Origin of the sequence: Sphingomonas sp. R647 (assembly GCF_020177055.1) — a bacterium.
Taxonomy (GTDB): domain Bacteria; phylum Pseudomonadota; class Alphaproteobacteria; order Sphingomonadales; family Sphingomonadaceae; genus Sphingomonas.
In genome coordinates, this window is record NZ_JAIQXT010000005.1 from 418,444 (window position 1) to 441,300 (window position 22,857).

Annotated in this window: 21 protein-coding genes and 1 tRNA gene; 13 read left to right on the top strand and 9 right to left on the bottom strand. The window is 65.7% G+C overall.

What is annotated here, in order from left to right; translation table 11 throughout:
• Positions 1 to 58 precede the first annotated feature (58 nt).
• Genes K9B35_RS15045 through K9B35_RS15055 form a run of 3 tightly spaced genes read right to left on the bottom strand, consistent with a single transcriptional unit; the run spans position 59 to position 2,577 of the window.
• Positions 59 to 646, bottom strand: a complete 588-nt coding sequence (locus K9B35_RS15045; RefSeq protein WP_224922799.1) for a Smr/MutS family protein — start codon at positions 644 to 646, stop codon at positions 59 to 61.
• A gap of 3 nt (positions 647 to 649) precedes the next feature.
• Positions 650 to 1,915 carry a murein transglycosylase A gene (locus K9B35_RS15050; protein WP_224922800.1) on the bottom strand — a complete coding sequence of 422 codons (1,266 nt, stop codon included), beginning with the start codon at positions 1,913 to 1,915 and terminating at the stop codon, positions 650 to 652.
• Between the two features lie 17 nt (positions 1,916 to 1,932).
• Positions 1,933 to 2,577, bottom strand: a complete 645-nt coding sequence (locus K9B35_RS15055) for a Tim44/TimA family putative adaptor protein (protein WP_224922801.1) — start codon at positions 2,575 to 2,577, stop codon at positions 1,933 to 1,935.
• 176 nt (positions 2,578 to 2,753) lie between these two features.
• On the opposite strand from K9B35_RS15055, the gene secB reads away from it, so the two are divergent.
• From secB to K9B35_RS15075, 4 genes are all read left to right on the top strand, one after another.
• A complete protein-coding gene (secB, locus tag K9B35_RS15060) occupies positions 2,754 to 3,254 on the top strand; it encodes a protein-export chaperone SecB (protein ID WP_224922802.1) in 501 nt (166 codons plus the stop codon).
• 170 nt (positions 3,255 to 3,424) lie between these two features.
• Entirely contained in the window at positions 3,425 to 4,990 is a 1,566-nt protein-coding gene (murJ, locus tag K9B35_RS15065) for a murein biosynthesis integral membrane protein MurJ (RefSeq protein ID WP_224922803.1), read from the top strand.
• A gap of 17 nt (positions 4,991 to 5,007) precedes the next feature.
• Positions 5,008 to 6,018: a tryptophan--tRNA ligase gene (trpS, locus tag K9B35_RS15070; RefSeq protein WP_224922804.1), complete on the top strand. Its 1,011-nt coding sequence runs from the start codon at positions 5,008 to 5,010 to the stop codon at positions 6,016 to 6,018.
• Positions 6,019 to 6,065: 47 nt separating this feature from the next.
• Positions 6,066 to 7,649 carry a tetratricopeptide repeat protein gene (locus K9B35_RS15075; RefSeq protein WP_224922805.1) on the top strand — a complete coding sequence of 528 codons (1,584 nt, stop codon included), beginning with the start codon at positions 6,066 to 6,068 and terminating at the stop codon, positions 7,647 to 7,649.
• On the opposite strand, the gene K9B35_RS15080 is transcribed toward K9B35_RS15075, so the two are convergent.
• Together K9B35_RS15080 and K9B35_RS15085 are read right to left on the bottom strand one after the other, a co-directional pair.
• Complete coding sequence (locus tag K9B35_RS15080; protein WP_224922806.1) at positions 7,646 to 9,019, bottom strand: glutamate--cysteine ligase; 1,374 nt, start codon at positions 9,017 to 9,019, stop codon at positions 7,646 to 7,648. The genes K9B35_RS15075 and K9B35_RS15080 overlap by 4 nt on opposite strands.
• A 541-nt stretch (positions 9,020 to 9,560) precedes the next feature.
• Positions 9,561 to 9,809, bottom strand: coding sequence for a hypothetical protein (locus K9B35_RS15085; RefSeq protein ID WP_224922807.1), 249 nt, complete (start codon positions 9,807 to 9,809; stop codon positions 9,561 to 9,563).
• 78 nt (positions 9,810 to 9,887) lie between these two features.
• Here K9B35_RS15085 and K9B35_RS15090 point away from each other — a divergent pair.
• Positions 9,888 to 9,959: transfer RNA gene (locus K9B35_RS15090), tRNA-OTHER, on the top strand.
• Positions 9,960 to 10,065: 106 nt separating this feature from the next.
• Here K9B35_RS15090 and K9B35_RS15095 read toward each other — a convergent pair.
• Positions 10,066 to 10,809, bottom strand: coding sequence for a 16S rRNA (uracil(1498)-N(3))-methyltransferase (locus K9B35_RS15095; protein ID WP_224922808.1), 744 nt, complete (start codon positions 10,807 to 10,809; stop codon positions 10,066 to 10,068).
• A gap of 168 nt (positions 10,810 to 10,977) precedes the next feature.
• Here K9B35_RS15095 and ubiA point away from each other — a divergent pair, with 168 nt between their 5' ends.
• From ubiA to K9B35_RS15110, 3 genes are read left to right on the top strand one after another with little or no spacing between them, the layout of a single operon-like run.
• Entirely contained in the window at positions 10,978 to 11,895 is a 918-nt protein-coding gene (gene ubiA, locus K9B35_RS15100) for a 4-hydroxybenzoate octaprenyltransferase (protein WP_224922809.1), read from the top strand.
• A gap of 31 nt (positions 11,896 to 11,926) precedes the next feature.
• A complete protein-coding gene (locus K9B35_RS15105) occupies positions 11,927 to 13,273 on the top strand; it encodes a TldD/PmbA family protein (protein ID WP_224922810.1) in 1,347 nt (448 codons plus the stop codon).
• The gene (locus K9B35_RS15110) at positions 13,266 to 14,051 is read left to right on the top strand and encodes an inositol monophosphatase family protein (RefSeq protein ID WP_224922811.1); all 786 of its coding nucleotides are present in this window, start codon (positions 13,266 to 13,268) and stop codon (positions 14,049 to 14,051) included. The genes K9B35_RS15105 and K9B35_RS15110 overlap by 8 nt, the downstream gene beginning before the upstream one ends.
• Here K9B35_RS15110 and K9B35_RS15115 read toward each other — a convergent pair.
• From K9B35_RS15115 to K9B35_RS15125, 3 genes are read right to left on the bottom strand one after another with little or no spacing between them, the layout of a single operon-like run.
• On the bottom strand, positions 14,048 to 14,845 hold the full coding sequence (locus tag K9B35_RS15115) for an energy transducer TonB (RefSeq protein WP_224922812.1): 798 nt from the start codon (positions 14,843 to 14,845) through the stop codon (positions 14,048 to 14,050). The genes K9B35_RS15110 and K9B35_RS15115 overlap by 4 nt on opposite strands.
• A 35-nt stretch (positions 14,846 to 14,880) precedes the next feature.
• On the bottom strand, positions 14,881 to 15,594 hold the full coding sequence (locus K9B35_RS15120; protein ID WP_224922813.1) for a hypothetical protein: 714 nt from the start codon (positions 15,592 to 15,594) through the stop codon (positions 14,881 to 14,883).
• 6 nt (positions 15,595 to 15,600) lie between these two features.
• Entirely contained in the window at positions 15,601 to 16,809 is a 1,209-nt protein-coding gene (locus tag K9B35_RS15125) for a toxic anion resistance protein (RefSeq protein ID WP_224922814.1), read from the bottom strand.
• 156 nt (positions 16,810 to 16,965) lie between these two features.
• Here K9B35_RS15125 and K9B35_RS15130 point away from each other — a divergent pair, with 156 nt between their 5' ends.
• The 5 genes from K9B35_RS15130 to typA all read left to right on the top strand — a co-directional run bounded on the left by K9B35_RS15130 (position 16,966) and on the right by typA (position 22,613).
• Positions 16,966 to 17,133: a hypothetical protein gene (locus tag K9B35_RS15130; RefSeq protein ID WP_224922815.1), complete on the top strand. Its 168-nt coding sequence runs from the start codon at positions 16,966 to 16,968 to the stop codon at positions 17,131 to 17,133.
• Positions 17,123 to 18,067 carry a hypothetical protein gene (locus K9B35_RS15135; protein ID WP_224922816.1) on the top strand — a complete coding sequence of 315 codons (945 nt, stop codon included), beginning with the start codon at positions 17,123 to 17,125 and terminating at the stop codon, positions 18,065 to 18,067. Before K9B35_RS15130 ends, K9B35_RS15135 begins: the two co-directional genes overlap by 11 nt.
• A 110-nt stretch (positions 18,068 to 18,177) precedes the next feature.
• Complete coding sequence (locus K9B35_RS15140) at positions 18,178 to 18,714, top strand: heme NO-binding domain-containing protein (protein WP_224922817.1); 537 nt, start codon at positions 18,178 to 18,180, stop codon at positions 18,712 to 18,714.
• Positions 18,702 to 20,708 (top strand): putative bifunctional diguanylate cyclase/phosphodiesterase, encoded by a 2,007-nt coding sequence (locus tag K9B35_RS15145; protein WP_224922818.1) that lies wholly within the window; start codon positions 18,702 to 18,704, stop codon positions 20,706 to 20,708. The genes K9B35_RS15140 and K9B35_RS15145 overlap by 13 nt, the downstream gene beginning before the upstream one ends.
• A gap of 69 nt (positions 20,709 to 20,777) precedes the next feature.
• Positions 20,778 to 22,613 carry a translational GTPase TypA gene (gene typA / locus K9B35_RS15150; RefSeq protein ID WP_224922819.1) on the top strand — a complete coding sequence of 612 codons (1,836 nt, stop codon included), beginning with the start codon at positions 20,778 to 20,780 and terminating at the stop codon, positions 22,611 to 22,613.
• Positions 22,614 to 22,857: the final 244 nt, after the last annotated feature.

The window sequence follows — 22,857 nt, forward strand, 5'->3', positions numbered from 1 at the left end:
ATCCCCCACGCCAGCCGGACCATCCGGCTTCCTGGAACGAAGGTATGCCGCGAAAGAGTTAAAAATTTCGCGCCGGCGACCGGGATCGGCGCAGCACGATATAGAGCGCGCCCTGCCCCCCATGCCGGGGATGCGCCCCGCGCACCGCCGCTATGGCATCGGCATGGCGTGACGCCGCGAGCCAGTCGCCCACCGCCGCGCGGATCGCGCCACGCGCATGCGGCCGCTCGGACTCGGGGCGCGGCGGCTTGCCGGTGATCAGCAGCAGCACCCGGTCCCCCCGCGCCACCGCCTGGTCGAGCCCGCGATCGAGCATCGCATGCGCGCTGGCGAGCGTATGGCCGTGCAGATCGATCGAACTTTCCGGCGCGACCAGGCCCCGCGACAGGCGACGATCCCACCCACCATCCAGCGTATCGCGCGGCGGCTTAGGTGGTGGCGGTGCGGGCTGGCGCGGCGGCGGAACCCGCCCCTTCACCCGTCTGGCCGGTTCTGGCTCGGGCGAAGGGGTCGCCACCGGTGCGGCAAAGGGCACGAGCGGTGGCGCCGGAACCGGCTTGGCCCGTGCAATCGGCGTCACGCTGGAAATCACGCGCTGCCACAGCGCCCGTTCCTCGGGCGAAAGCGCGCGCGGCGGGCGGGCCATGGATCAGTCGCGCGCGGCGCCGAGCCGCTGTAGCGTTCCCTTGGGCAGCAGCAGCCACGCGGTCCCGCGCGCGGCCATGCCGCCGGCAATCGCGCGCGCATCGTCGCCCGCGCCCCAGAAGGTATCGAAGCGGTTGGACCCCTTGATCGCGCCACCAGTATCCTGCGCGATCCACAGGCCATTGGCGTCCTGCCGATCCATCGACAGGAACACCGGCGCGCCCAGCGGCACGAATTTCGGATCGGTCGCGACCGTCGCCAGCGCCGTCACCGGAATCCCGAGCGCGCCCAGCGGACCCGCCCCGGTCAACTCTCGGAAGAACACATAGCTTTTGTTCTCGCGCATGATCGCCGTGCCCTGTGCGGGGTTGGCGCGCAGATAGGCCATAATGCCCTGCATCGACGCCTGCCCGCGCTGGACCAAACCGCGGTCGAGCATCAGCTTGCCGATGCCGGTATAGTCGCGCCCGTTCTGGCTGGCATAGCCGATGCGCATCACCCCGCCATCAGGCAGGCGCAGGCGGCCCGAGCCCTGGATCTGCAGGAAGAACAGCTCGACCGGATCGGCGGCCCAGGCGATTTCCAGCCCGCGCCCGGCGAGCGCACCCTGCTCGATCGCGGTGCGGTCGTGATAGGGAACCAGCTTGGTGCCATCGACGCGACCGCGGATCGACTTGCCCGCCAGCGTGTCGGTGAAGCCGCCCAGATCGACATCGATCAGATCGGTCGGGCGGGCATAGACCGGCACTTCATAACCGGGGCGACGCGTGCGCGATCCGGCGATCTCGGGCTCATAATAGCCGGTCGCGAATGCCTTGCCGTCGGCGACCTGCACCGTTTCGAAATAGCGCGCGAAGAAGGTCGCGGCGTCGCGATCCTGCGTCGTACGCGCGGCATCGCAGGCCGGTTGCCAGTCCGCGCCGCGCGAAAGACCGCTCGCATCGGTACGGCGGACCAGTGTCGCACAGCTGAGCTTGAACGCGCCCAATGCCCGGGCCGCGGCGGCCATCGTGATCGGCAGATCCTCGACAGCCGGCCCTGCGAGCAATCCGGCGGCGGCGGCGGTGGTGACACCCGTCGGGACCGGCGCGGCAGGTGCCGGGGTCAGCGGGGTGGCGGCAACCGGCTGGCGCACCGGAACACCGCCGCTCGACGGTGCAGGCCGCACGGGCGCCGCTCCACCAGTGGCGGGTCGACCCGCCGGAACCACTCCGGACGAACACGCGCCCAACAGCGCGGCGCAAGCCGCTACTCCCCAAGCGCGCATCATGTCCCCCTTATGACCGATCAAACTTCGTCGGTGTCGCTGAGCTTCCAGTTCGGATCGCCGCTGCCGAGCGTGCGGCTGAACGTCCAGGAATCATGCGTCTGCACCGCATCGCTCATCGATCCGGCGATCACGGTGCCGTCCTTGTCGCGGGTGATCGCGGCGATGTCGGCGTCGAAGCGCACGGTGATGCGTGCGGCCCGGCCATCCAGCGCGATGTCCGAAATCACCGCGCGCTCGATCCCGATCAGGCGGTTGTCGAGCGTCTCGCCGGCAGCATCACGCGCATCGATCGCGGCGATGAAGCTATCGCGGACCTCGGCTTCGACCAGCCACTCCAGCGTCTCGCGGTCGCCCTTCCAGAACGCTTCCAGAATCATGCGATAGGCCGACTTCGCGCCCTCAACGAACTGGCCGACATCGAACGACGGGTCAGCGGCGACCAGCGCGCGCAGACCGGATTCGGCACCGCTCTCCAGCGGGCGGGGACCCGCGTCACGGACTTCGGCCGGCATATCGATGGTACGCGGCATCTGCGGCGCGCCGACGCGCTCCTCCGCCGGTTTCGGCAGGGGCTGCTCATGCCCGGTGCGCTTGCCCAGCACCGAATAGAGGCGGAGCGCAAGGAACGCGGCAATCGCCGCAAACAGGATCACTAGATACACGTTGGCACCTTCTTTCTCTCCCGCAACATAGGCGGGAACACGCCGGGTTTCAAATCCGCGATTACGCCGCTTCGGACGCCCGTTGAAACGGGCAAGCGCCCCTGCTAGTCGCGACCGTCATCGCAACGCGGGTCGCCGCGACAATATCCCGAACACGCAAAGGAAGTTTCACGACCATGGATACGCCCGACACCGCAGCACCCCAGGCGAACGGCGCCGATACCGCCCCGTCGGTCGGCGTGATTTCGCAATATACCAAGGACTTCTCGTTTGAGAATCCGAACTCGCCCGCCATCTATCAGGTGCAGGGCCAGCCCGCATTCGACGTCCAGTTCAACATCGGCGCGGCCGAAGTGGCACAGGACGTCCATGAAGTGACGCTGAAGATCGACGTGCGCGCCACGATGGAAGAGCAAGTCGCGTTCATCATCGACCTCTCCTATGCGGGCCTGTTCGCGATCCGCAACGTGCCGGACGAGCACCTCCAGCCCTTCCTGCTCGGCGAAGCGCCGCGCCTGCTCTTCCCGTTCGCGCGCCGTGTGCTGGCCGATGCCGTCCGCGACGGCGGCTTCCCGCCGCTGATGCTCGAGCCGATCGACTTCAACGGCCTGTACGAACAGCAGCGCGCGCAGCAGGATGCACAGAACCTGCTGGGCGGCGAGGCCGGCCAGGCGTAAAAGTGTTCGCCCCCTTCAATCCTCCCCTGCCAGGGGGAGGTGGCAGCGCGCAGCGCTGACGGAGGGGGCGGAAGCACGACGGTCGAGAGGACGTTCCCGTCCTCCCCCTCCGTCGCCTACGGCGCCACCTCCCCCTGGCGGGGGAGGATTGAGATAAGGGCGGGGAATCCATGAATCTCGTCAAGGCACTCGGGTCGATCGGCGGGTTGACGCTCGTCAGCCGGGTGCTGGGGCTGGTCCGCGATTCGCTGTTCGCCCGCTATGTCGGCGCGAGCTTCGCGTCCGACGCCTTCCTGATCGCTTTTCGCCTGCCCAACCTCTTCCGCGCGCTGTTCGCCGAAGGGGCATTCAGCGCCGCGTTCGTCCCGATGTTCAGCAAGAAGGTCGGCGAAGCCGGCGGCGACACCAAACCGGCGCTGTCCTTTGCTGAAGAGGCGCTGTCGGTCCTCTTGCCGCTCCTGATCCTGATCACCGCGGTGATGGAGATCGCCGCCTTTCCGGTGGTGTGGGCGCTGTCGGGCGGGTTCAACGACGCAAGTGCCGGCGAATTCGCCTATGCGGTCGAACTGTCGCGGATCACCTTCCCCTATCTGCTGCTGATCAGCCTCGTCTCGCTGCTCGGCGGCATCCTCAATTCGCTCAACAAATTCTGGGTCAATGCCGCCGCGCCGATCCTGCTCAACGCGACGCTGATCGTCGCGTTGCTGTTCTTCCATGCCGACGAGACGCTGCTGACCGCGCGCAATCAGGCGATTGCCGTCACCGTCTCGGGCGTGCTCCAGCTGTTATGGTTGATCCTCGCCTGTCGCGCTGCTGGCGTGAAGCTGAAGCTGCGCCTCCCGCGCCTGACCCCGGACGTAAAGAAGCTGCTCAAGCTGATCGGCCCGGCGGCGGCGGGTGCGGGCGCGTATCAGATCAACCTCGTCATCTCGACCGCACTCGCCGCCAGCCTGCTGGTCGAGGGGTCGGTGTCGTACATCTATTATGCCGACCGGCTGAACCAGCTCCCGCTCGGGCTGATCGGCATCGGGCTTGGCACCGTGCTGCTCCCGACCATCGCGCGTCAGCTGGGTGCGGGGAATGACGGCGCGGCGATGCACACGCAGAATCGCGGGATGGAGCTGGCGCTGTTCCTCACCCTCCCCGCCACCGTCGCGCTGGTCGTGTGCGGGGTGCCGATCGTCGCGGCGCTGTTCCAGCATGGCGCCTTCACGCCCGAGGACAGCCGCGCGACGGCCCAAGCGCTCGCCGCCTTCTCGGTCGGCCTGCCCGCGTACATTCTGGTCAAGGTGCTCACCCCGGGCTTCTATGCGCGGTCGGATACCAAGACGCCGGTGCGCTATGCGATGATTTCGATCGGCATCAATCTGGTGCTCAACCTCGCCCTGATCGTCCCGCTCAAACATATGGGCCCGCCGCTCGCCACCGCGATTGCCGCCTGGGTCAATGTCGCGTTGCTCTACCGCACGCTCGTCAAGCGCGGCCATTTCGACGCCGACCCGCAATTGCGCCGCCGCGTGTGGCGACTGGTCGGTGCGGCAGTGGCGATGGGCGCGGTGATGTTCTTCCTCAACGACCTGTTCACACCCTATACCAGCGGCACCTGGACGATCCGCACCGGCGCAATGATGGTGCTGGTCGGCGCAGGCTGCATCGTCTACGCCGCCGCCTGTTTCGCAACCGGCGCGTTCCGGCCGAGCGACATCAAGTCGCTGGTCCGCCGTAAAGCCACCTGAACCTTGGACACCTGAACATGCGCGTCGTTTCCGGCATCAAACCCACCGGCAATCTCCACCTCGGCAACTATCTCGGCGCGATCAAGCAATGGGTGGGCATGCAGGCGGAGGTCGAGGCGGCGGGCGGCGAGTCGATGTACTTCATTGCCGACCTCCACGCGCTGACCGAATGGAGCGAGCCCGCCGCAATCACCGACAGCACGTTTGAAGTGACCGCCGCGATGATCGCCAGCGGCATCGATCCATCGCGCTCGATCCTGTTCAACCAGGCCCGCGTCCCCGCGCACAGCGAGCTCGCCTGGTTGCTCAACAATGTCGCCCGCGTCGGCTGGCTCAACCGCATGACCCAGTTCAAGGACAAGGCGGGCAAGAACCGTGAGGGCGCGAGCGTCGGCCTGTACGATTACCCCGTGCTGATGGCCGCCGACGTCCTGCTCTATCGCGCGACGCATGTGCCCGTCGGCGAGGATCAGAAGCAGCATCTCGAGCTGGCGCGCGACATCGCCGCCAAGTTCAACCTCGACTACAAGACCGACCTGCTGCTCGAGCCCGAACCGCTGATCAGCAAGGCCGCGCCGCGCATCATGTCGCTGCGCGATGCGACGCAGAAAATGTCCAAGTCGAACCCGTCCGAAGCGGCGCGGATCAATCTGGTCGATGACGACGACGCGATCGCCCAAAAATTCCGCAAGGCCAAGACCGACCCCGAACCGATGGGCGAGACCCTGGAATCGCTCAAGGACAGGCCGGAAGCGAAGAACCTCGTCACCATCTTCGCCGCGCTCGCCGACCGCACGCCTGACGATGTCGTCGCCGAATATGCCGGGCAAGGGTTCGGCAGCTTCAAGCCCGCCCTCGCCGACCTCGCCGTCGCGAAACTCGGCCCGATCCGCGACGAGATGGTCCGCCTGATCGCCGACAAGGGCGCGGTCGATGCCGAACTGCGCAAGGGGGCAGAACGCGCCGCCACCCTCGCCGCACCGCTGCTGCGCGACGTGCAACAGGCGATGGGGCTACGCATCGGCTGACAGGCTTTGTCTCTGGCGCATGCGCGGCGCGGTGATAGTCTGGCAGCATGCATGCGCTTCTCCCCCTGCTGCTGCTGGCTACGCCAACCTTCGCCGCCGAGCGCGCGCCCGTGCCCGCCCGCGCGACGCTCGCCCAGCTTGAGGCGGCGCATGATCGCTGCAAGGCGGCGACGCCCAACGGCGACCGCTGCCTCGACCTGCAACTCGCGCTCGCCCGCGCGCTGATCCCGACCGACCCCGATCGCGCCGCAAAGATCGCCGATCGCGCGCGGCTGGACCTTAATTGGGTGTTCAATGCCGTCTCAACGCGGCTTCGACCGCTTCACGACAAGGTGGACGCCGGCACGATCACGCCCGCCGAGCAGGCCGTGATCGACCGCGCCGGCAAGGAAATCGCGCCGCTCTGGCTCGAAATGGCCGATGTCAACGAGATTGAGGGCGATGCCGGCGTGCGCGGCGGCACCGCATTTTACCGCGCATCGGCCAGCCGCTTCCTCACCGCCGTGTCGATCCGGCGCAATAGCGGCACGACTCCCGCCCATGCCCGCGCGCAGTTCCGCGCCGCGGCCAAGCAGATCGATTCCTACATCGATTCACCCGGCATCGCCGAGGCACTGCCCGTGGCGCGACAGGCGCTGATCGATGTGACCGCCGCGTTCGGTGCGAATGATCCGGCGACGGCGCGGATCGTGCTGTCGCTCGCCGACGTGCTCACCGGAATGGGCCAGACGGCGGAGGCCGAACCGCTCTACGATCGCGCACTCGCGGGGCTGGCGACGCAGCCACCCGAAGTGCTGCTCGACGCCCGCGCGCGCAAGGCCCGGTTCCTCGCCGTCCTCGACCGCAGCGAAGCCGCCGAACAGCTGCACCGCGCAGTGGTGGCCGACTTGCTCAAGACCAAGGCCGATCCCGATCGCATCGCCCGCGCCTATATCGACCTCGCCCCGCTCGTCGCGCCCAGCGAAGGGCTAACGCTCGCCAGCGCCGCGATCACGCTGCGCCAAGAGCAATTCGGCGCGCAGCATGTGCAGACCGCGCGCGCAAAGGTCGCCTATGCGCGCCTGCTCGACCAGTATCGCCGACCCGGTGAGTCCGCCCAGCTATGGCGCGAGGCGATTCCGGTGTTGGAACGGCATCTTCAGCTGACGCACCCGGAAACCGCCACCGCCTATCTCGACTGGGGCTACACATTGCTCTCGCTCGGCGATCTTCCCGCTGCCGAAGCCACCTTCGCCACCGCGCGCAAGTCGCTGATTCAAGCGTTCGGCAAGCGCCACCCGCTGACCGGCCGCGCGATGATGTACGAGTCGGTGGTGATGATGCGTCTGGGCAAGGGCGACTGGCTCGGGCTGATGCGCGCGGCGGTCGATATCGTGCGCGAGACCCGCCCGGCGACGCATATGGAGCGGGTTCAGGCCGAACTCGCCTATGCCGGGATCCTGCTCTACGCGCAGGGCGACGCCGCCGGAGCGCTCGCCCAGTTGCGCATCGTCACCCGCGCAGGCCTCGACCGCTCCGCCGCCTATCGCGATTTCGGCAGCCGGGCGCAGAAGGAACTGCGCGATTTCGGCGGCATCTTCGCGCTTCAGGTCCGCGCCGCCTGGGACACGGCGGCGCAACAGAAACGCTAGAACTTCGTCTCTGCGTAAATCTGCGAAACATCGCCCTGCCACTCGCCATGGTAGCGGTCGAGCAGCAGCTCCGCCGGCACCTTGCCGCTCCGCACGATCTCACGCAGCGGGTCGAGGAAGCCATTCTCGCTGTCCCCCGCCGAATTGAGCCGCGCACGCGCGGTCAGCCCAGCCCCGGCGATGTCGATCACCTGCCCCGCAATATCGCGCAACGTCCCGCCACCCGGCAGCGGCGCGTCGAGGCCAAGCCGGGGGACGCTGTCGCGCAGCTCCTGCCGCCCGGCCATGTCCCAGTCCTTGACCAGATCCCATGCCGCATCGAGCGCGCCCTGGTTATAGAGCAGCCCGACCCAGAACGCCGGCAGCGCACAGATCCGACCCCACGGCCCACCATCGGCGCCGCGCATCTCGAGGAAGGTCTTCAGCCGCACTTCGGGGAAGGCGGTCGACAGATGATCGGCCCAGTCGTCGATCGTCGGCTTCTCGCCCGGCAGGACCGACAGCTCGCCCTTGAGGAAGTCGCGGAAGCTTAAGCCAGCCGCGTCAATGTAACGCCCCTCGCGATAGACAAAGTACATCGGCACATCGAGCGCATAGTCGGCATAGCGCTCGTACCCGAACCCATCCTCGAACACGAACGGCAGCATGCCGGTGCGGTGCGGATCGGTGTCCGACCAGATATGCGAGCGATAGGACAGCATGCCATTCGGCTTGCCTTCGGTGAACGGCGAATTGGCGAACAGCGCGGTCGCCAGCGGCTGCAGCGCAAGCCCGACGCGGAACTTCTGCGCCATGTCCGCCTCGCTCGAATAATCGAGGTTCACCTGAATCGTGCAGGTGCGCAGCATCATGTCGAGGCCGAGGGTGCCGACACGCGGCATATGGTTCAGCATGATGCCGTACCGCCCCTTGGGCATGATCGGCAGCTCGGCGCGCGTCTTGTCCGGCCACATGCCAAGGCCAAGGAAGCCGATGCCCAGCTTCTCGCCCACCGCCTTGACCTGCTCCAGATGGCGGCCCGTCTCGGCGCACGTCTGATGCAGATTGTCGAGCGGTGCGCCCGAAAGCTCCAGCTGCCCCGCCGGCTCCAGGCTGACATTGCCGTCCGGCCCGGCCAGCGCGATCACGTTGCCGCCCTCTTCGACCGGCGACCAGCCAAATTGCGTCAGTTCGGCGAGCAGGTCGCGGATCCCGCCGGGCTCGTCATAGCTCGGCGCGTGATTGTCCTTGGTGGCATAGACGAACTTCTCATGCTCGGTGCCGATGCGCCAGCGCTCCGCCGGCTTCTCGCCCCCGGCGAAATAATCGAGGAGCGCCTGACGGCTCTCGATGACAGGCGCGTTGCTGTTTGAAACCGTCTTTGTGCTCATCGCGCGCATTTAGGCGCGCGAAACGATCTGCGAAAGGGGGGATGAAACACCCAAATCGGGATGGGAGATGCGGCGGTTGAACTGCCTGCTGTCCCGCGCTTCTTCCATGACGCCATTAACCTGGCCCCGCCCCTCTTAGCGGCCGCTCACGAACGGCAGCTATCAGGATAAGGGGCGGTGGCGCCAAAGGTCCACAAATGGGTGGGAAGCGGTCCTTGCTGCGGTGCTGGCAGGTAGATATTCTACGTTATGGCTGGTTATCCTAACCCCAATTCCGATTTAGAGCGCTTTCTACTCGCTCTCGATACATGGGCGGCAAATGACCGAGTAGCCTCAGTAACTTGTGACCGATGCCGCTCTCTAATCGCCTTCCGGCAAGAGGGCACAACGACATGGCACCAGTGCGAGTGTGGCAAGTTCGACGGAGTTCTACGAGGGCTTTAGCGGACATCCGCAATGGCGTCGTTTGCGGCCCGTCCGCTATCGGGATGGCGGTAACAGCGCCGCAACGGCGGAAACTGGGTGGAAAGCGGTCCGGCAGCTATTCCGATGGCCACATAAGGGATGCCGCCTTCCTGAGAAGTCCTTGCGTCTCTTCCAGCGGCGTAAGCTCCAAATCAGACAGAGCATCGAGCAAGTGATCGTGCGCCAAGCCGAACTCGTTATTGCTGAGGAAATCGGTCACAATCTCCACTTGCTCGGACCCGAGTCTACCGCGCTCCCGTTCAAGCGCGTTGGTCAGAATTATTCGCAGCTTTCGCCAAAGCAGGACATATTTGAGGGCGTTCATTGCCCTTCTTTATGCGCTCTTCGCAAAGGGCGGCAACTGGGTCGTTTACCTCAGGCCGCTGTTCGCTACACTGACACTGCTGACGTAGCTCAATCGGCTGGAGCAACGGTCACAACCGGAGGTTGCGGGTTCGAGTCCCTGCCGTCAGCGATGTCCCCAACGGGGTCGTCAGCCGACAGACGGTTTTTGGCGACAGACTGCCCTAATCCGACTGTGCGTTACCGTGCGCGGTCCACCCTGGCACTTGCTTAAACGCTCACCAATCCCCCACCGCGCCCATCCACAGGCTCACCGCCGCCGCCGCCGCGGTCTCCGCGCGCAGAATCCGCGGGCCGAGTGAAATTCCGACCGCCCCCGGCGTCGCCCGGATCGCGTCGCGTTCCTCGGCGTCGAAGCCACCCTCCGGCCCCACCAGGATCGCCGCCGGGCCGGGATGCGCCTTCATCGCCTCCAGCGCGGGCGTGCCGCCGGTCTCGTCGGCGAAGAACAGCGTCCGCCCCGCCGGCCAGTCACGCAGCATCGCCGCCAGCTTCACCGGCTCGACCAGTTCGGGCAGCGCAGTGCGGCCGCATTGCTCCGCCGCCTCGACCATATGCGCGCGCAGCCGGTCGAGGTTCAGCTTGTCTACCACCGCGCGCCGGGTCAGCACCGGCGCGACGCGGGCGACGCCCAGCTCGCACGCCTTTTCGACCACCCAGTCGATCCGCCCCTTTTTGATCGGCGCGGCGCACAGCCACAGATCGGGGACGGCCTCGCGCTCGCGCAGCTTCTCGCGGATCTCCAGCACCACGTCGCGCTTGCGCACTTCGCTCGCGACGCCCAGCCATTCGCCGGTCGCGTCGTCGAACAGCTTTACCGGGTCGCCGACCTTCAACCGCATCACGCTGGCGAGATAATGGCCCTGCTGGCCATCGATGCGGCGATGCTCGCCCTGCGTCAGCGCGGGTTCGACGAACAGGCGCGGGGTGGATTGCGGCGGCCAGGCGGGGGTGGCGATCATGGCCGAGCCTTATCGCGACCCAAATGGTTCGTCACCCGGCGTCTTTTCGCTGTCCTACAAGCGGCCCGATGTGGCAGCAGGAGGCATGACCGAAACGGCCCCCGCCCCCTGCCTGACACCGCGCATGACAACCCATGTTTTTTGTCAGTTTCGTTGTCAGTTTCGCGCATGACTGACCCCGCACAGATCGTCCCCGATACCGAACATCGCGGCCTGATGGCGCTGCTGCCCGCCGCCGCGCGCCCCTACGCCCTGCTCGCCCGGTTCGACCGGCCGATCGGCTGGTGGCTGCTGTTCTGGCCCGGCGCCTGGGCAATCGCCCTCTCCGGTGGCGCGGTCGAGCGGTGGGACCTGATCCTCTGGTTCCTGCTCGGTAGCATCGCAATGCGCGGCGCGGGGTGCGTCTATAACGACATTGTCGACCGCGACCTCGACCGTCAGGTCGCCCGCACCCGCAGCCGCCCGCTGGCCAGCGGCGCGGTGAGCCTGAAGGCCGCGTGGCTGTGGCTCGGCTTCCTGTGCCTGATCGGCCTCGTCGTGCTGGTCCAGCTCAACCCCTTCGCCGCCGGGATCGCCGTCGCCAGCCTCGCGCTGGTCGCCGCCTATCCCTTCATGAAGCGGATTACCTGGTGGCCACAGGCATGGCTCGGCCTCGTCTTCTCATGGGCCGCCTTGGTCGGCTGGGCGGCGGTCGCGCGCGAACTCCCCCTGCCCGGCTTGCTGCTCTATGCCGGGTGCATCGTCTGGGTGATCGGCTACGACACGATCTACGCGCTGCAGGATGTCGAGGACGATGCGCTGGTCGGCGTCCGGTCCTCCGCCCGCCGTCTGGGCAGCAATGTAAAGTTCGGGGTCGCCATCTTCTACGCCCTCGCCCTCGGTCTGTGGGGCGCGGCTTTGTGGCAGGTCCGCCCCGACCCGCTCGTCCTCGCCGCGCTCGCCCCGATGGCGCTGCACCTCGTCTGGCAGGTCGTGACGCTGGCCCCCGCCGACGGCGCCAACGCGCTCCATCGCTTCCGCTCGAACCGCAATGCCGGGCTGCTGATGTTCGCCGCCTGTTTCGTCGTGGGGACCACTGCCTTTTGACCTTCGCCCCTGCACTTCCTAGATCGCGTCGATGCTGACCCCCGATCAAGCCCGCGACCGCGTCCACGACGCCATTGCCCGCGCCACCCGCGCCGGTGCCGACGCCGCCGATGCGATGCTCTCCGCCGGCGAATCGCTGTCGGTCTCCGTCCGGCTCGACGCTCTCGAGGATGTCGATCGCGCCGAGCATCTCGAACTCGGCCTGCGCGTCTTCTTCGGCCAGCGTTCGGCGAGCATCTCCACCACCGACCTGACCCCCGCCGCACTCGACATTCTCGCCGAACGCGCCGTCGCAATGGCGCGCGAAGCCCCCGAGGACGAATGGGCCGGCCTCGCCCCGGCCGAGCGGCTGATGCGCGGCGATGTGCCACAACTCGACCTCGACGATGGCGCGCTGGGCGATCCCGCCGCGCTCAAGAAAACCGCCCTCATCGCCGAACGCGCCGCCCGTGCCGTCCCCGGCGTGACCAACAGCGAAGGCGCGGGTGCCAGCGCCAGCCGCAGCATCTGGGCGCTCGCCACCAGCCACGGCTTTGCCGGAGCCTATGCGTCGTCAAACCACAGCATTTCGGCCAGCGTGCTCGCGGGCGACGCCGGCGCGATGGAACGCGATTACGACTATCACAGCGCCCGCCACACCGCCCGGCTTGATTCCGCCGAAGAGATCGGCCGCCGCGCAGGCGAGCGTGCCGTTGCCCGCGTCGGTGCCGGTCGCGTCCGCGGCGGCGCGATGCCGATCGTCCTCGACCCGCGCGTCGGATCCAGCCTGCTCGGTCATTTGAGCGGCGCAATCTCGGGCAGCGCGATCACCCGCAAGACCAGCTTCCTGCTCGAAGCGATGGGCACCCGCATTTTCGCGCCGGGCATCGACATCATTGACGACCCGCACCGCCCCCACGGCCTGCGCTCGCGTCCCTTCGACGGCGAAGGGCTGCCGGTTTCGCCGATGACATTGGTCGCCGACGGCATGCTCGAAACCTGGCTGCTCGACAGCGCCGCCGCGCGCCAGCTCGGCCTCGAACCCACCGGCCATGCCGTGCGCGGCGTCGGCGGCGCCCCCAGCGTCGGCCCAAGCAACCTCTACCTTGCCAATGGCAAGACCCCGGTCGCGTCGCTGATCGCCGACATCGACTATGGCATCTACGTCACCGATCTGATCGGTCAGGGGATCAACCTCGTCACCGGCGATTATAGCCGCGGCGCGGCGGGCTATCTGATCGAGGGCGGCGTCATCACCACGCCGGTCAGCGAGTTCACCGTCGCGGGCACGCTGCAATCGATGTTCCGCGAACTGGTCCCCGCCAACGACCTGAACTTCCGCTATGGCATCAACGTGCCCACGCTGCGGATCGACGGGATGACGGTGGCCAGTGGCTGACGATCTCGCCGCCGCCGTCAGCGCCATCGCCGCCGAGGCGGGTCGGCTGGCGCTCGGCCGCTATGGCACCGATGTCGAGAAATGGGAGAAATCGCCCAATAATTTCGTGTGCGAAGTCGATCTCGCGGTCGACGAACTCCTCCGCAACCGCCTCTCCGCCCTGCTCCCCGACGCCGGCTGGCTGTCGGAAGAGACCGCCGACGACCTCGCCCGCCTGTCCTGCCGCCGCGTCTGGGTGGTCGATCCGATCGACGGTACCCGCGACTATCTGCGCCAGCGCCCCGGCTGGGCGGTGTCGGTCGCACTGGTCGAGGATGGCCAGCCGGTGATCGGCGTCCTCGACGCCCCGGTGCGCGGCGAACACTGGCTGGCGGTAAAGGGCCAGGGCGCGATGCGGAGCGGCGCGCCAATCGCGGTGTCCGACCGCACCGACCTGACCGGCGCACGCGTCCCCGCCGACGATCTGGCCAAGGTCGACCGCCATCTGGTCACGGTCGACAAGCCCAATTCGATCGCGCTGCGCATGGCGATGGTCGCGGCGGGCGACGCCGATCTGCTCGCCACCTTCCGCTGGGGCGCCGACTGGGACATCGCCGCCGCCGTGCTGATCGCGCGCGAGGCCGGCGCGACGGTGACCGACGCGTTGGGCAAGAAAATCCGCTTCAACACCCCGCGCGGCGAAAGCTTCGGCCTGCTCGCCACCACCCCCGCCATCCACGCCGCCGCCGCCGATCACCTGCGCCCGCGCGCGGTGGAGGCTTTGGGTAGGGTGCGTTAACGCACCACGCCAGCAATCTCTAAACGAACGACCATTTGTCGCATTCTGCCTCCCTCATCCGGCGCAAAGAGCGTCGCGCCACTCTCCAAGGGACCACCATCGTCGCACATATTCAAAGTTCTACCTTGGAATTCGACGCTCACTCGCGAAATACAATGCTCGACTTTTCCAGCGGGTGAGATCTTCGCGAGCGCTTCAGTAAGAATTGCTCGTTCTTCCGCGCCAGTCTGCCGCAAAACTGTAATGTCGGATGAGTCCGCTTCCACCGCGAGCGTTACCGAGACCGTCTGATATGCAGTCAAAGGCTTCGACAGGAAATGCCTGGCCATTTCCTCGACCATCTGCGGATCGCAGTTGATCGTCTCAGCCTGCAACTCGTATTTCTCTGATCTGCAATTGGCTAGCTGCCCCCCGGCCCCAACATCAAACGTGAAGCGTACGCCCATCGTAGTCAGCTTCTCGCGTGGGATTTGCCAGATGATTCGGGCGGAGAAAAAGGCTTCGGTTGCACGTCCGTCCGCTCCCGTCGCAGGTTTGAATCGCGCACGTTGCATCAGTAGCGAACAGGTCAGAACGTCTAGCTCTTCGGAGCCTGACGATGTCCGAACCGTGCAACCCGTCGGAGCACCAGCGGCATTCACCGTTAGCTTGACCGATACAGTGCCGTCTACATCTGCGGCGATCATCTTCGCGGGATAGTCCGCCGCGCTGATCCAAGCCGAAGGCTCGCCGATGGGTTGAACTTGGTCACCGGCCGGCATCATCAGCCCGGCCAGCATTGCGAACTGCAACATTCTCCGCCCACCCCTTGCTCGACGAAGCCGCGTATTTACCCCGCAACCTCATCATCCCCGCGATAGCGGATCTGCAGATACCGCCCCCGCGTCGCCAGCGCATCGAGATCGCCCTGCGCTAGTTGCGCCGACATCTGCGAAATCTCCTGATCGATCAGCGCAAGGCCATCGACCAGCTGCTTGTCCGGCGACTGGCCGAAGCGATCGACGCCGCGCAGATTGTCCGGCACGCGCTGATACCCCTTGATCAGCTCGGGCAATTGCTCGCCAACCAGCTTGCGGACTTCCGCCGCGGCCGGTTCGGCTTCGTTCAGCGTCTTGAGCTGGTTCGCCAGTATATCGAGCTTCACCCCGATGCCATCGACCAGCGGCATCGCTGCGCCCGGCAGGCTGAGGCGTTGGCGGTCTAGCCATTCCTCGGTCTGGTGCGGCAGCGTCGCCAGCGGCGCTTCGCCGAACTTCTCCGGCGCAACCTCGCGACTGGTCGGCGCGAGCCCGAAGAACAACGTCACCGCAATCAGCGCCGCCATCACCAGCAACGCGCCGCCCATGCCGAGCGGAATGAACCAGCCGACCACGATCGCGCCGATCAGGATTGCACCCACGGCCGCAGCGATCCGCCCGATCCGCCCGAGAATCTCGGCCTCCCGCCGCTTTTTCGCGCGCGAACTCAGCGTCGTGTAGCGCTCGCGCGAGCGGTTGAGGACTTCGCTCGCGCGGTCAATCTGGCGGTCGATCTCGGTCGGCACGGGCGTTTACAGAGCCTCCAGCTTGAACGTGTCGTTGGCGCCGCCGATCTGGTTCTGCGCCGCGCCCTCGGCCCGGGCGATATAGCCCTTGGACTTTTCGACCTCGGTCGACAGCACGTTGACCGTGGTCTTCATATTGTCGAGCGCCTTCACCTTGAACGTGTCGATCGCGTCCATCGTGTCATAGATATTCTGGAACGCGCGCTGCAGCGTTTCGATCGGGATCGTCGCCGACGCCGCCTGTTCGTGGATGCGGCCGGTATTGTCCTTGAGCAGCTTGCCGGTCGAATCGATGATGTTCGCGGTGGTCGTGTTGAGCGCGGTAATCTGGTCGAGCACCAGCCGCTGCGCGGTCAGCGCCTGCGCCACCGTCACCGCAGTGCGCAGCGCGCCTACGGTAGTGGTGCTGGCGCGATCGACGCCCTTCACCAGCTCGACATTGTTCTTCTTGACCAGATCAAGCGCAAGATAGCCCTGTACGGTGACCGCCATCTGGGTCAGCAGGTCTTGCGTGCGCTGGCGGGTGTAGAACAACGCGGTCTCGCGGATCGCCTTGGCCTTGGCCGGATCGCTGTGATCCAACTCCAACGCCTTGTCCTCCAGCCGCTGATCCATCTCCTTCGAGATGTAGATCATCTGTTCAAGCCGACCCATCGCCGCCCACAGATTCTGCCGCTCAACATCGATCGCGGCATTGTCCATCAACAGCTCGTCCTTGCCGGACTGCAGGCTCTTGAGGATCGCCGAGATATGCCCCTGGCTCGACTTGTAGCTGTCGAAATAATTGCGCAGCGAATTGCCGAACGGGATGATGCCGAACAGCTTCTTGCGCTGAGTCAGGCTGCCCTTCTTGCCGGGGTCGAGATCCTCGACCACGCGGCGCAGCTCGGCCAGATCCTTGCCGACGCCGACATCCTTGTCCATCGCGCGGACCGGGCGATCGAGGAAGCGGTTGGACTGGCCCGCCGCGTCGCGGATTTCCTTTGATCCCATCGCGGTGATCGCATCGACGCGCTTGCCGAACTCGGGCGAGTTTACATCCTGCGCGACGAGGTCATCGATAAAGCCCTCGACCCGGGTCACCAGTTCGGACTTCTTGCCTTCATCGACGGGCACCAGTCCCGACATTTTCTCGATCGGACGTTCCTTCAGCGGCTCGGGCGCGGTCAGCACCAGATCGTCGGTCTTTTCGGCAGTCGCAGTCTCGGTCGCCATCCCATCCCTCCAGCGGTTCTCCCCTAGATGAACGGGAACCGCGTTGCCTTCAAGTGTATCGCAAATATAATACACGTGCGTTATCGTGCAACCGACTGTGATTATCAGTGGTTGATGGCAAACAGGCTGTTAACGTCTTGGCCCTACGGAGGAGTCATGGAACGCAGGCTCAGGATGATGATCGCCGGTTCGATCGCGGTGTGGGTGCCGGTGGCTTCGGCCGCCGCTGCGCGCCCTGCCGCAGTCGATCTGGGGAAAGTCTATCGCCTGAAAGCCCAGCCCGCGAAGGATGCGCCCCCCGTCATGGAGGATCATGCGCGCTAGTTTGATCGCGGTTCTGCTGTCCGCGCTCGCCATCCCCGCTTCGGCATCGCAGGCAGATCTCTGCCAACAGACTTATGGCCAGCGCGCGTGCTCGGCGACTTCGCTCGCCCCGCTCCGCGCCGAAATGGCGCACAAGTTCGCAGCGGTGATGGCGCTCGGCAACCGCACCGCGACCTGGCAGGCACGGCATGACGCGGTGCTGCGCGACATTCGCGCCGCGCTCGACTATGACGGCAAGCCGATGGACGACGTCGCACTGGAACAGACGTTCCGCGACGCCATCGACGCGTATGACAAGGCGCTCGCGCAGGCGCAGGGCGTGCGCACGATGATAAAGACGCCATCGGCGCGCAGCCAGACGTGCATGGCCAAATGGCTGGACCGGGGGTGCGGGGTGACCGCGTCGGGCGTCCTGTGGCGCAAGGACGGCCAGCCGGTCCATTGGCAGATGATGGACGGCGCTTCGGGTGACGACGGCATCGGCGCGGGCATCGTTCTGTGGGCCGAAAGCGGACACGGCACCGCAAAGGCGATCGGATGGTCGTTCGACGGCGTTGTTTATGAGCCGCCACGCATGACGCAGGACGGGATGATCTGGGTGCCAGGCCGCACGATGGGCACCGGTAATGGCAATGCCGACCTGCTGTTCAAATGGGACGCGGCGAGCAAAAGCTGGCAGGACATCGAGCTCGAAAGCTGGCGCGACGCCCTGCCCGCAAAGCTGCCCACGGGGTTCGGCATCTGGAAGGGCGTCGATTATGATTTCGAGGGGATGGCGGCGACCAGCAAGCTGTGGCGCGACAAGGATCCCAATTGCTGCCCGAGCGGCGGCGACGCGCTGCTCGAGTTCTCGATTGCGGGGCGGCGTCTGGTGCTCAACGCGGCGCGCTTCGATATCGTCGACAAATGGGCGCGGCCCGCAACGGGATCCTGACCGCAGATCCCAAAATGAGTAACTCGAACTGCCAGTGAATCCCTACGCACCCGGATTTTAGACCTTTTTTTACATGCTTCACGCCATGGTTCAGCCGGGCGGAGGGCGGCATGAAGGGCGTGATTTTCAATATCCTCGAACAGGTGGTCGTCGAACAACTCGGCGATGGCACCTGGGACGACCTGCTCGATGCCACGGGCCTCGACGGCGCGTACACGTCGCTGGGGAGCTATCCGGATAGCGAGATCATGGCGTTGGTCGATGCCGCATCGGGTGCACTGGGCAAGACGCCGGCGGACATTCTGCGCTGGTTCGGCGCGCAGGCAATCCCGCGCCTGGCAGTAAAATATCCCGCTTTCTTCGACAATCAGCCCGATGCACGAAACTTCCTGCTCAGCGTCAACGGGATCATCCACCCGGAGGTGCGCAAGCTCTATTCAGGCGCCGGATGCCCGCATTTCCAGTTCAAGGAACAGGCCGGCGAACTGCTGATCGGCTATAATTCGCCGCGCAAATTGTGCGCACTCGCGCACGGGTTCATCGAAGGGGGCGCCACCCATTATGGCGAGACCGTCACCGTGGAGCATCGCCGGTGCATGCATGACGGTGCCGACGACTGTCAGCTCGCGGTCAAATGGGTGTCCTGAACCCCGTCAGTTTCGACGTTTCGGATGCGATCGATCTCGCGCAGGAACTCGCGCGCGCTCAACGTGCGCTCCGGCGCGAACGCGCCGCGCGCGATGAAGCAGAGACGATTGCCGAGAAGGGTCTGCGCGATCTCTATCTGGCGCAGCAGCGCGCCGGCTTGCTTCAACGCATCGCCACGGTCGCCAATCAATCATCGGCAGTGCGTGAAGCGCTCGATTTTGCGCTGGTCGAGCTCTGCGAATTCACCGAATCGGCTTTCGGCAACGTCTATCTGACCGCATCGGATGGCGAATCGATGGAGCCTGCCGGAATCTGGTATTCCTCCGAACCCGAAGACCTTGCCGACTTCATCGGCTTTTCACTCAACCATAGCTTCGCGAAGGGCGAGGGGCTGCCCGGCCGCGTGCTCGCCGATCTGCGCCCGCACTGGTTGTACGACCTGCGCAATGCCACCAATTTCCCCCGGCGTGACGTCGCGCGGACGGCGGGTCTGAACTGTGCCTTCGCCTTTCCGGTGATGGTCGGCAACCGGATCGAGGCCGTGATCGAGTTTTTCGCTCGCGACAATCGCGACGCAGATCCCGTGCTGCTCGACCTGACCGCCCAGATCGGCACCCAGTTGGGCCGCGTGATCGAGCGTGACAGGTTCAACGCCAAGCTTATCTTCGACGCGCTTCACGATCCACTGACCGGCCTGCCCAATCGGGCCTTGTTCATGGATCGCATCGAACAGGCGCTGCGCCGTCGCGAACGGCATCCCGATCAGGGCATCGCGGTACTGTTCATCGATCTGGACGGGTTCAAATATGTCAACGACAGCGTCGGCCATTATGCGGGCGACGCGATCCTGTGCACGACGGCGGATCGGTTTCGCGAAGCGCTTGAAACCGCGCTCGGCGACTCGCGCGCCAGCGCCCAATGGACGCTGGCGCGACTGGGCGGGGATGAATTTACCGTCGTGCTCGACGATTTCGATGACGCAGGCCTGCCGCTCCGCATCGCATCGGCGCTGCTGAACGCTGCGTCGCTGCCGCATGAAGTTGAAGGCACCGAAGTGGTCGGCGGCGCCAGCATCGGTATCGCCGAGGCAAACAGCCCAGCGACGACGTCGATCGAACTGCTGCGCAACGCCGACACCGCCATGTACGCGGCCAAGGCGCGCGGCCGCGGCCAGGCCGCGCTGTTCGACGACGCATTGCGCACACGCGCGCTCAACCGCCTGCATATCGAAAATGGCCTACGCCGCGCGCTGCAACGCGGTGAGTTCCGTCTGTTCTTTCAGCCCATTGTCGACATGGGAAGCGATGCGCTGGTCGGGTTCGAAGCGCTGCTGCGGTGGGAGCGCCAGCGCGGCGAGATCGTGTCGCCGGCCGAATTCATCGAGGTGGCGGAGGAAACCGGCCTGATCGTCGCGATCGGCGAATGGGCACTCAACGAGGCGTGTCTGGCAGCGTCGCGGTGGAACCGGCGCTTTCCCGGGCGATCGCTGACGATGAGCGTTAACGTCTCGCCACGGCAATTCGCTCAGCCAGGCTTCGCAAAGATTGTGCGGGCGGCAATCGCAACGAGTGGGATCGCGCCCGGAACGCTTGCGCTTGAGATCACCGAGAGTATCGCCATCGCGCAGCCCGAACGCGCAATCCGCGTGATGCGCGATCTGGCGGATATCGGGGTCAAGATCAGTCTCGATGACTTCGGGACCGGCTATTCCTCGCTCGGCAACCTTCACCGCTATCCGTTCAACACGCTCAAGCTGGACCGGTCGTTCATCGTCGGCATGAGCGCGGTCGACCGGCGCAAGGGCGTCGGGATCGTCCAGGCGGTGCTCGACCTGGCGAATACCATGGATATGGCCGTCGTCGCCGAGGGCATCGAAACCATCGGCCAGCGCAATCGGCTGCGCGAGATGGGATGCACCTTTGCCCAGGGCTATCTCTATTCACGGCCCGTCGACGCCGACTCTGCAGAGCGGTTGATCGCCGCGACCGCTTAGGTCTTCCCGCAGTGCGACATTTCCGCTAAGGGCGCCCGCACCGCACTTCTGCGATATCCAGGAACTCGTATGAATCTCCGCAACGTGGCGATCATCGCCCACGTCGACCATGGCAAGACCACGCTCGTCGACCAGCTCTTCCGTCAGTCCGGCACGTTCCGCGACAACCAGCGCGTTGAAGAGCGTGCGATGGATTCCAACGACCTGGAAAAGGAGCGCGGAATCACGATTCTGGCCAAGCCGACCTCGGTCGACTGGTCGCCCGACGGAACCGAGGCGAACTCGATCCGCATCAACATCGTCGATACGCCCGGCCACGCCGACTTCGGCGGTGAGGTGGAGCGCATCCTGTCGATGGTCGACGGCGTCGTCCTGCTGGTCGATTCGTCGGAAGGCGCGATGCCGCAGACCAAGTTCGTGACCGGCAAGGCGCTCGCGCTGGGCCTGCGTCCGATCGTCGTGGTCAACAAGGTTGACCGCCCCGACCAGCGTATTCAGGAAGTGCTGGACGAAGTGTTCGACCTGTTCGTCAGCCTGGACGCGAATGACGACCAGCTCGACTTCCCGGTCCTCTACGCATCGGGCCGCAACGGCTATGCCAGCGATGATCCCGACCGGCGTGAGGGCACGCTCGCCCCGCTGTTCCAGAAGATCGTCGACCATGTCCCGCCACCCGCGCTGGACATCGACGCGCCGTTCACCTTCCTCGTCACCCTGCTCGACCGCGACAACTTCCTCGGCCGCGTGCTGACCGGTCGCGTGACCAGCGGCAAGGTGCGCGCGAACCAGGCGATCCATGCGCTCGACATGGACGGCAACATCATCGAGACCGGCCGCGCGTCGAAGATCATGACCTTCCGCGGCCTCGACCGCGTGCCGACCGACGAAGCGCAGGCGGGCGACATCATCTCGCTCGCCGGCCTTGCCGTCGCGACCGTGTCGAACACCATCGCCGACATTTCGGTCAGCGTGCCGATCCAGGCACAGCCGATCGATCCGCCGACGCTGTCGATGCGCTTTGCGGTCAACGATTCGCCGATGGCGGGGCGTGAGGGCACCAAGGTGACCAGCCGCATGATCCGCGACCGCCTGTTCCGCGAAGCCGAATCGAACGTCGCGATCAAGGTGACCGAAGCAGCCGACAAGGACAGCTTCGAAGTCGCCGGCCGTGGCGAGCTTCAGCTGGGCGTCCTGATCGAAACGATGCGCCGCGAAGGCTTCGAACTCGGCATCAGCCGCCCGCGCGTGCTGCTTCAGGAAGAAGACGGCCAGAAGATGGAGCCGTATGAAACGGTCATCATCGACGTGGACGAGGAATATTCGGGCACGGTCGTCGACAAGATGAACATCCGCAAGGCCGAGATGACCGACATGCGTCCGTCGGGCGGTGGCAAGACGCGCATCACCTTCAGCGCACCCAGCCGCGGCATGATCGGTTACCATGGCGAGTTCCTGTCGGACACGCGCGGCACCGGCATCATGAACCGACTGTTCGAGAAGTACGGCCCGTACAAGGGCACGATCGAGGGCCGCAAGAACGGCGTGCTGATCTCCAACGGTTCGGGCGAGGCCAATGCCTATTCGCTCAACACGCTGGAAGAGCGCGGCATCCTGTTCGTCGGTCACGGCGAAGCGCTGTACGAAGGCATGATCATCGGCGAGAACGCCAAGCCGGACGACCTTGAGGTCAATCCGATGCGCGCCAAGCAGCTGTCCAACGTCCGTTCGTCGGGCAAGGACGACGCAATCCGCCTGACCCCGCCCAAGAAGATGACGCTGGAGCAGGCCATCGCGTACATCGACGATGACGAGATGGTCGAGGTGACGCCGAAGACGATCCGCCTGCGCAAGCGCTTCCTCGACCCGCACGAGCGCAAGCGCGCGAGCCGCGCCAAGGCAGCTTGAGGGGGACCCTCAGCTTAGGTTGAACAAGAAGGCGCCGGGGGAAACTCCGGCGCTTTTTTGTTGATCGCGTCGCCTCCAGGTATCGGCGGTCATGCCGCTGGAGCGATGCGGGTCGGCACCATGGCACGCAGATCACCGAACCTCGATTTCTAGGCAAATGGTTCAATCCAAAGCGGAAATCGTTTCGCAGCCGGACTGTGGCCACTGGGCAACACCGATCGAAAATGTCAGGCGCAAGACATAA

Coding starts and splice junctions, on each gene's coding strand:
- K9B35_RS15045 (WP_224922799.1), bottom strand. CDS start 646: ATGGCCCGCCCGCCGCGCGCGCTTTCGCCCGAGGAACGGGCGCTGTGG.
- K9B35_RS15050 (WP_224922800.1), bottom strand. CDS start 1,915: ATGATGCGCGCTTGGGGAGTAGCGGCTTGCGCCGCGCTGTTGGGCGCG.
- secB (WP_224922802.1), top strand. CDS start 2,754: ATGGATACGCCCGACACCGCAGCACCCCAGGCGAACGGCGCCGATACC.
- murJ (WP_224922803.1), top strand. CDS start 3,425: ATGAATCTCGTCAAGGCACTCGGGTCGATCGGCGGGTTGACGCTCGTC.
- trpS (WP_224922804.1), top strand. CDS start 5,008: ATGCGCGTCGTTTCCGGCATCAAACCCACCGGCAATCTCCACCTCGGC.
- K9B35_RS15075 (WP_224922805.1), top strand. CDS start 6,066: ATGCATGCGCTTCTCCCCCTGCTGCTGCTGGCTACGCCAACCTTCGCC.
- K9B35_RS15080 (WP_224922806.1), bottom strand. CDS start 9,019: ATGAGCACAAAGACGGTTTCAAACAGCAACGCGCCTGTCATCGAGAGC.
- K9B35_RS15085 (WP_224922807.1), bottom strand. CDS start 9,809: ATGAACGCCCTCAAATATGTCCTGCTTTGGCGAAAGCTGCGAATAATT.
- K9B35_RS15095 (WP_224922808.1), bottom strand. CDS start 10,809: ATGATCGCCACCCCCGCCTGGCCGCCGCAATCCACCCCGCGCCTGTTC.
- ubiA (WP_224922809.1), top strand. CDS start 10,978: ATGACTGACCCCGCACAGATCGTCCCCGATACCGAACATCGCGGCCTG.
- K9B35_RS15105 (WP_224922810.1), top strand. CDS start 11,927: ATGCTGACCCCCGATCAAGCCCGCGACCGCGTCCACGACGCCATTGCC.
- K9B35_RS15115 (WP_224922812.1), bottom strand. CDS start 14,845: ATGTTGCAGTTCGCAATGCTGGCCGGGCTGATGATGCCGGCCGGTGAC.
- K9B35_RS15125 (WP_224922814.1), bottom strand. CDS start 16,809: ATGGCGACCGAGACTGCGACTGCCGAAAAGACCGACGATCTGGTGCTG.
- K9B35_RS15130 (WP_224922815.1), top strand. CDS start 16,966: ATGGAACGCAGGCTCAGGATGATGATCGCCGGTTCGATCGCGGTGTGG.
- K9B35_RS15135 (WP_224922816.1), top strand. CDS start 17,123: ATGCGCGCTAGTTTGATCGCGGTTCTGCTGTCCGCGCTCGCCATCCCC.
- K9B35_RS15140 (WP_224922817.1), top strand. CDS start 18,178: ATGAAGGGCGTGATTTTCAATATCCTCGAACAGGTGGTCGTCGAACAA.
- K9B35_RS15145 (WP_224922818.1), top strand. CDS start 18,702: ATGGGTGTCCTGAACCCCGTCAGTTTCGACGTTTCGGATGCGATCGAT.
- typA (WP_224922819.1), top strand. CDS start 20,778: ATGAATCTCCGCAACGTGGCGATCATCGCCCACGTCGACCATGGCAAG.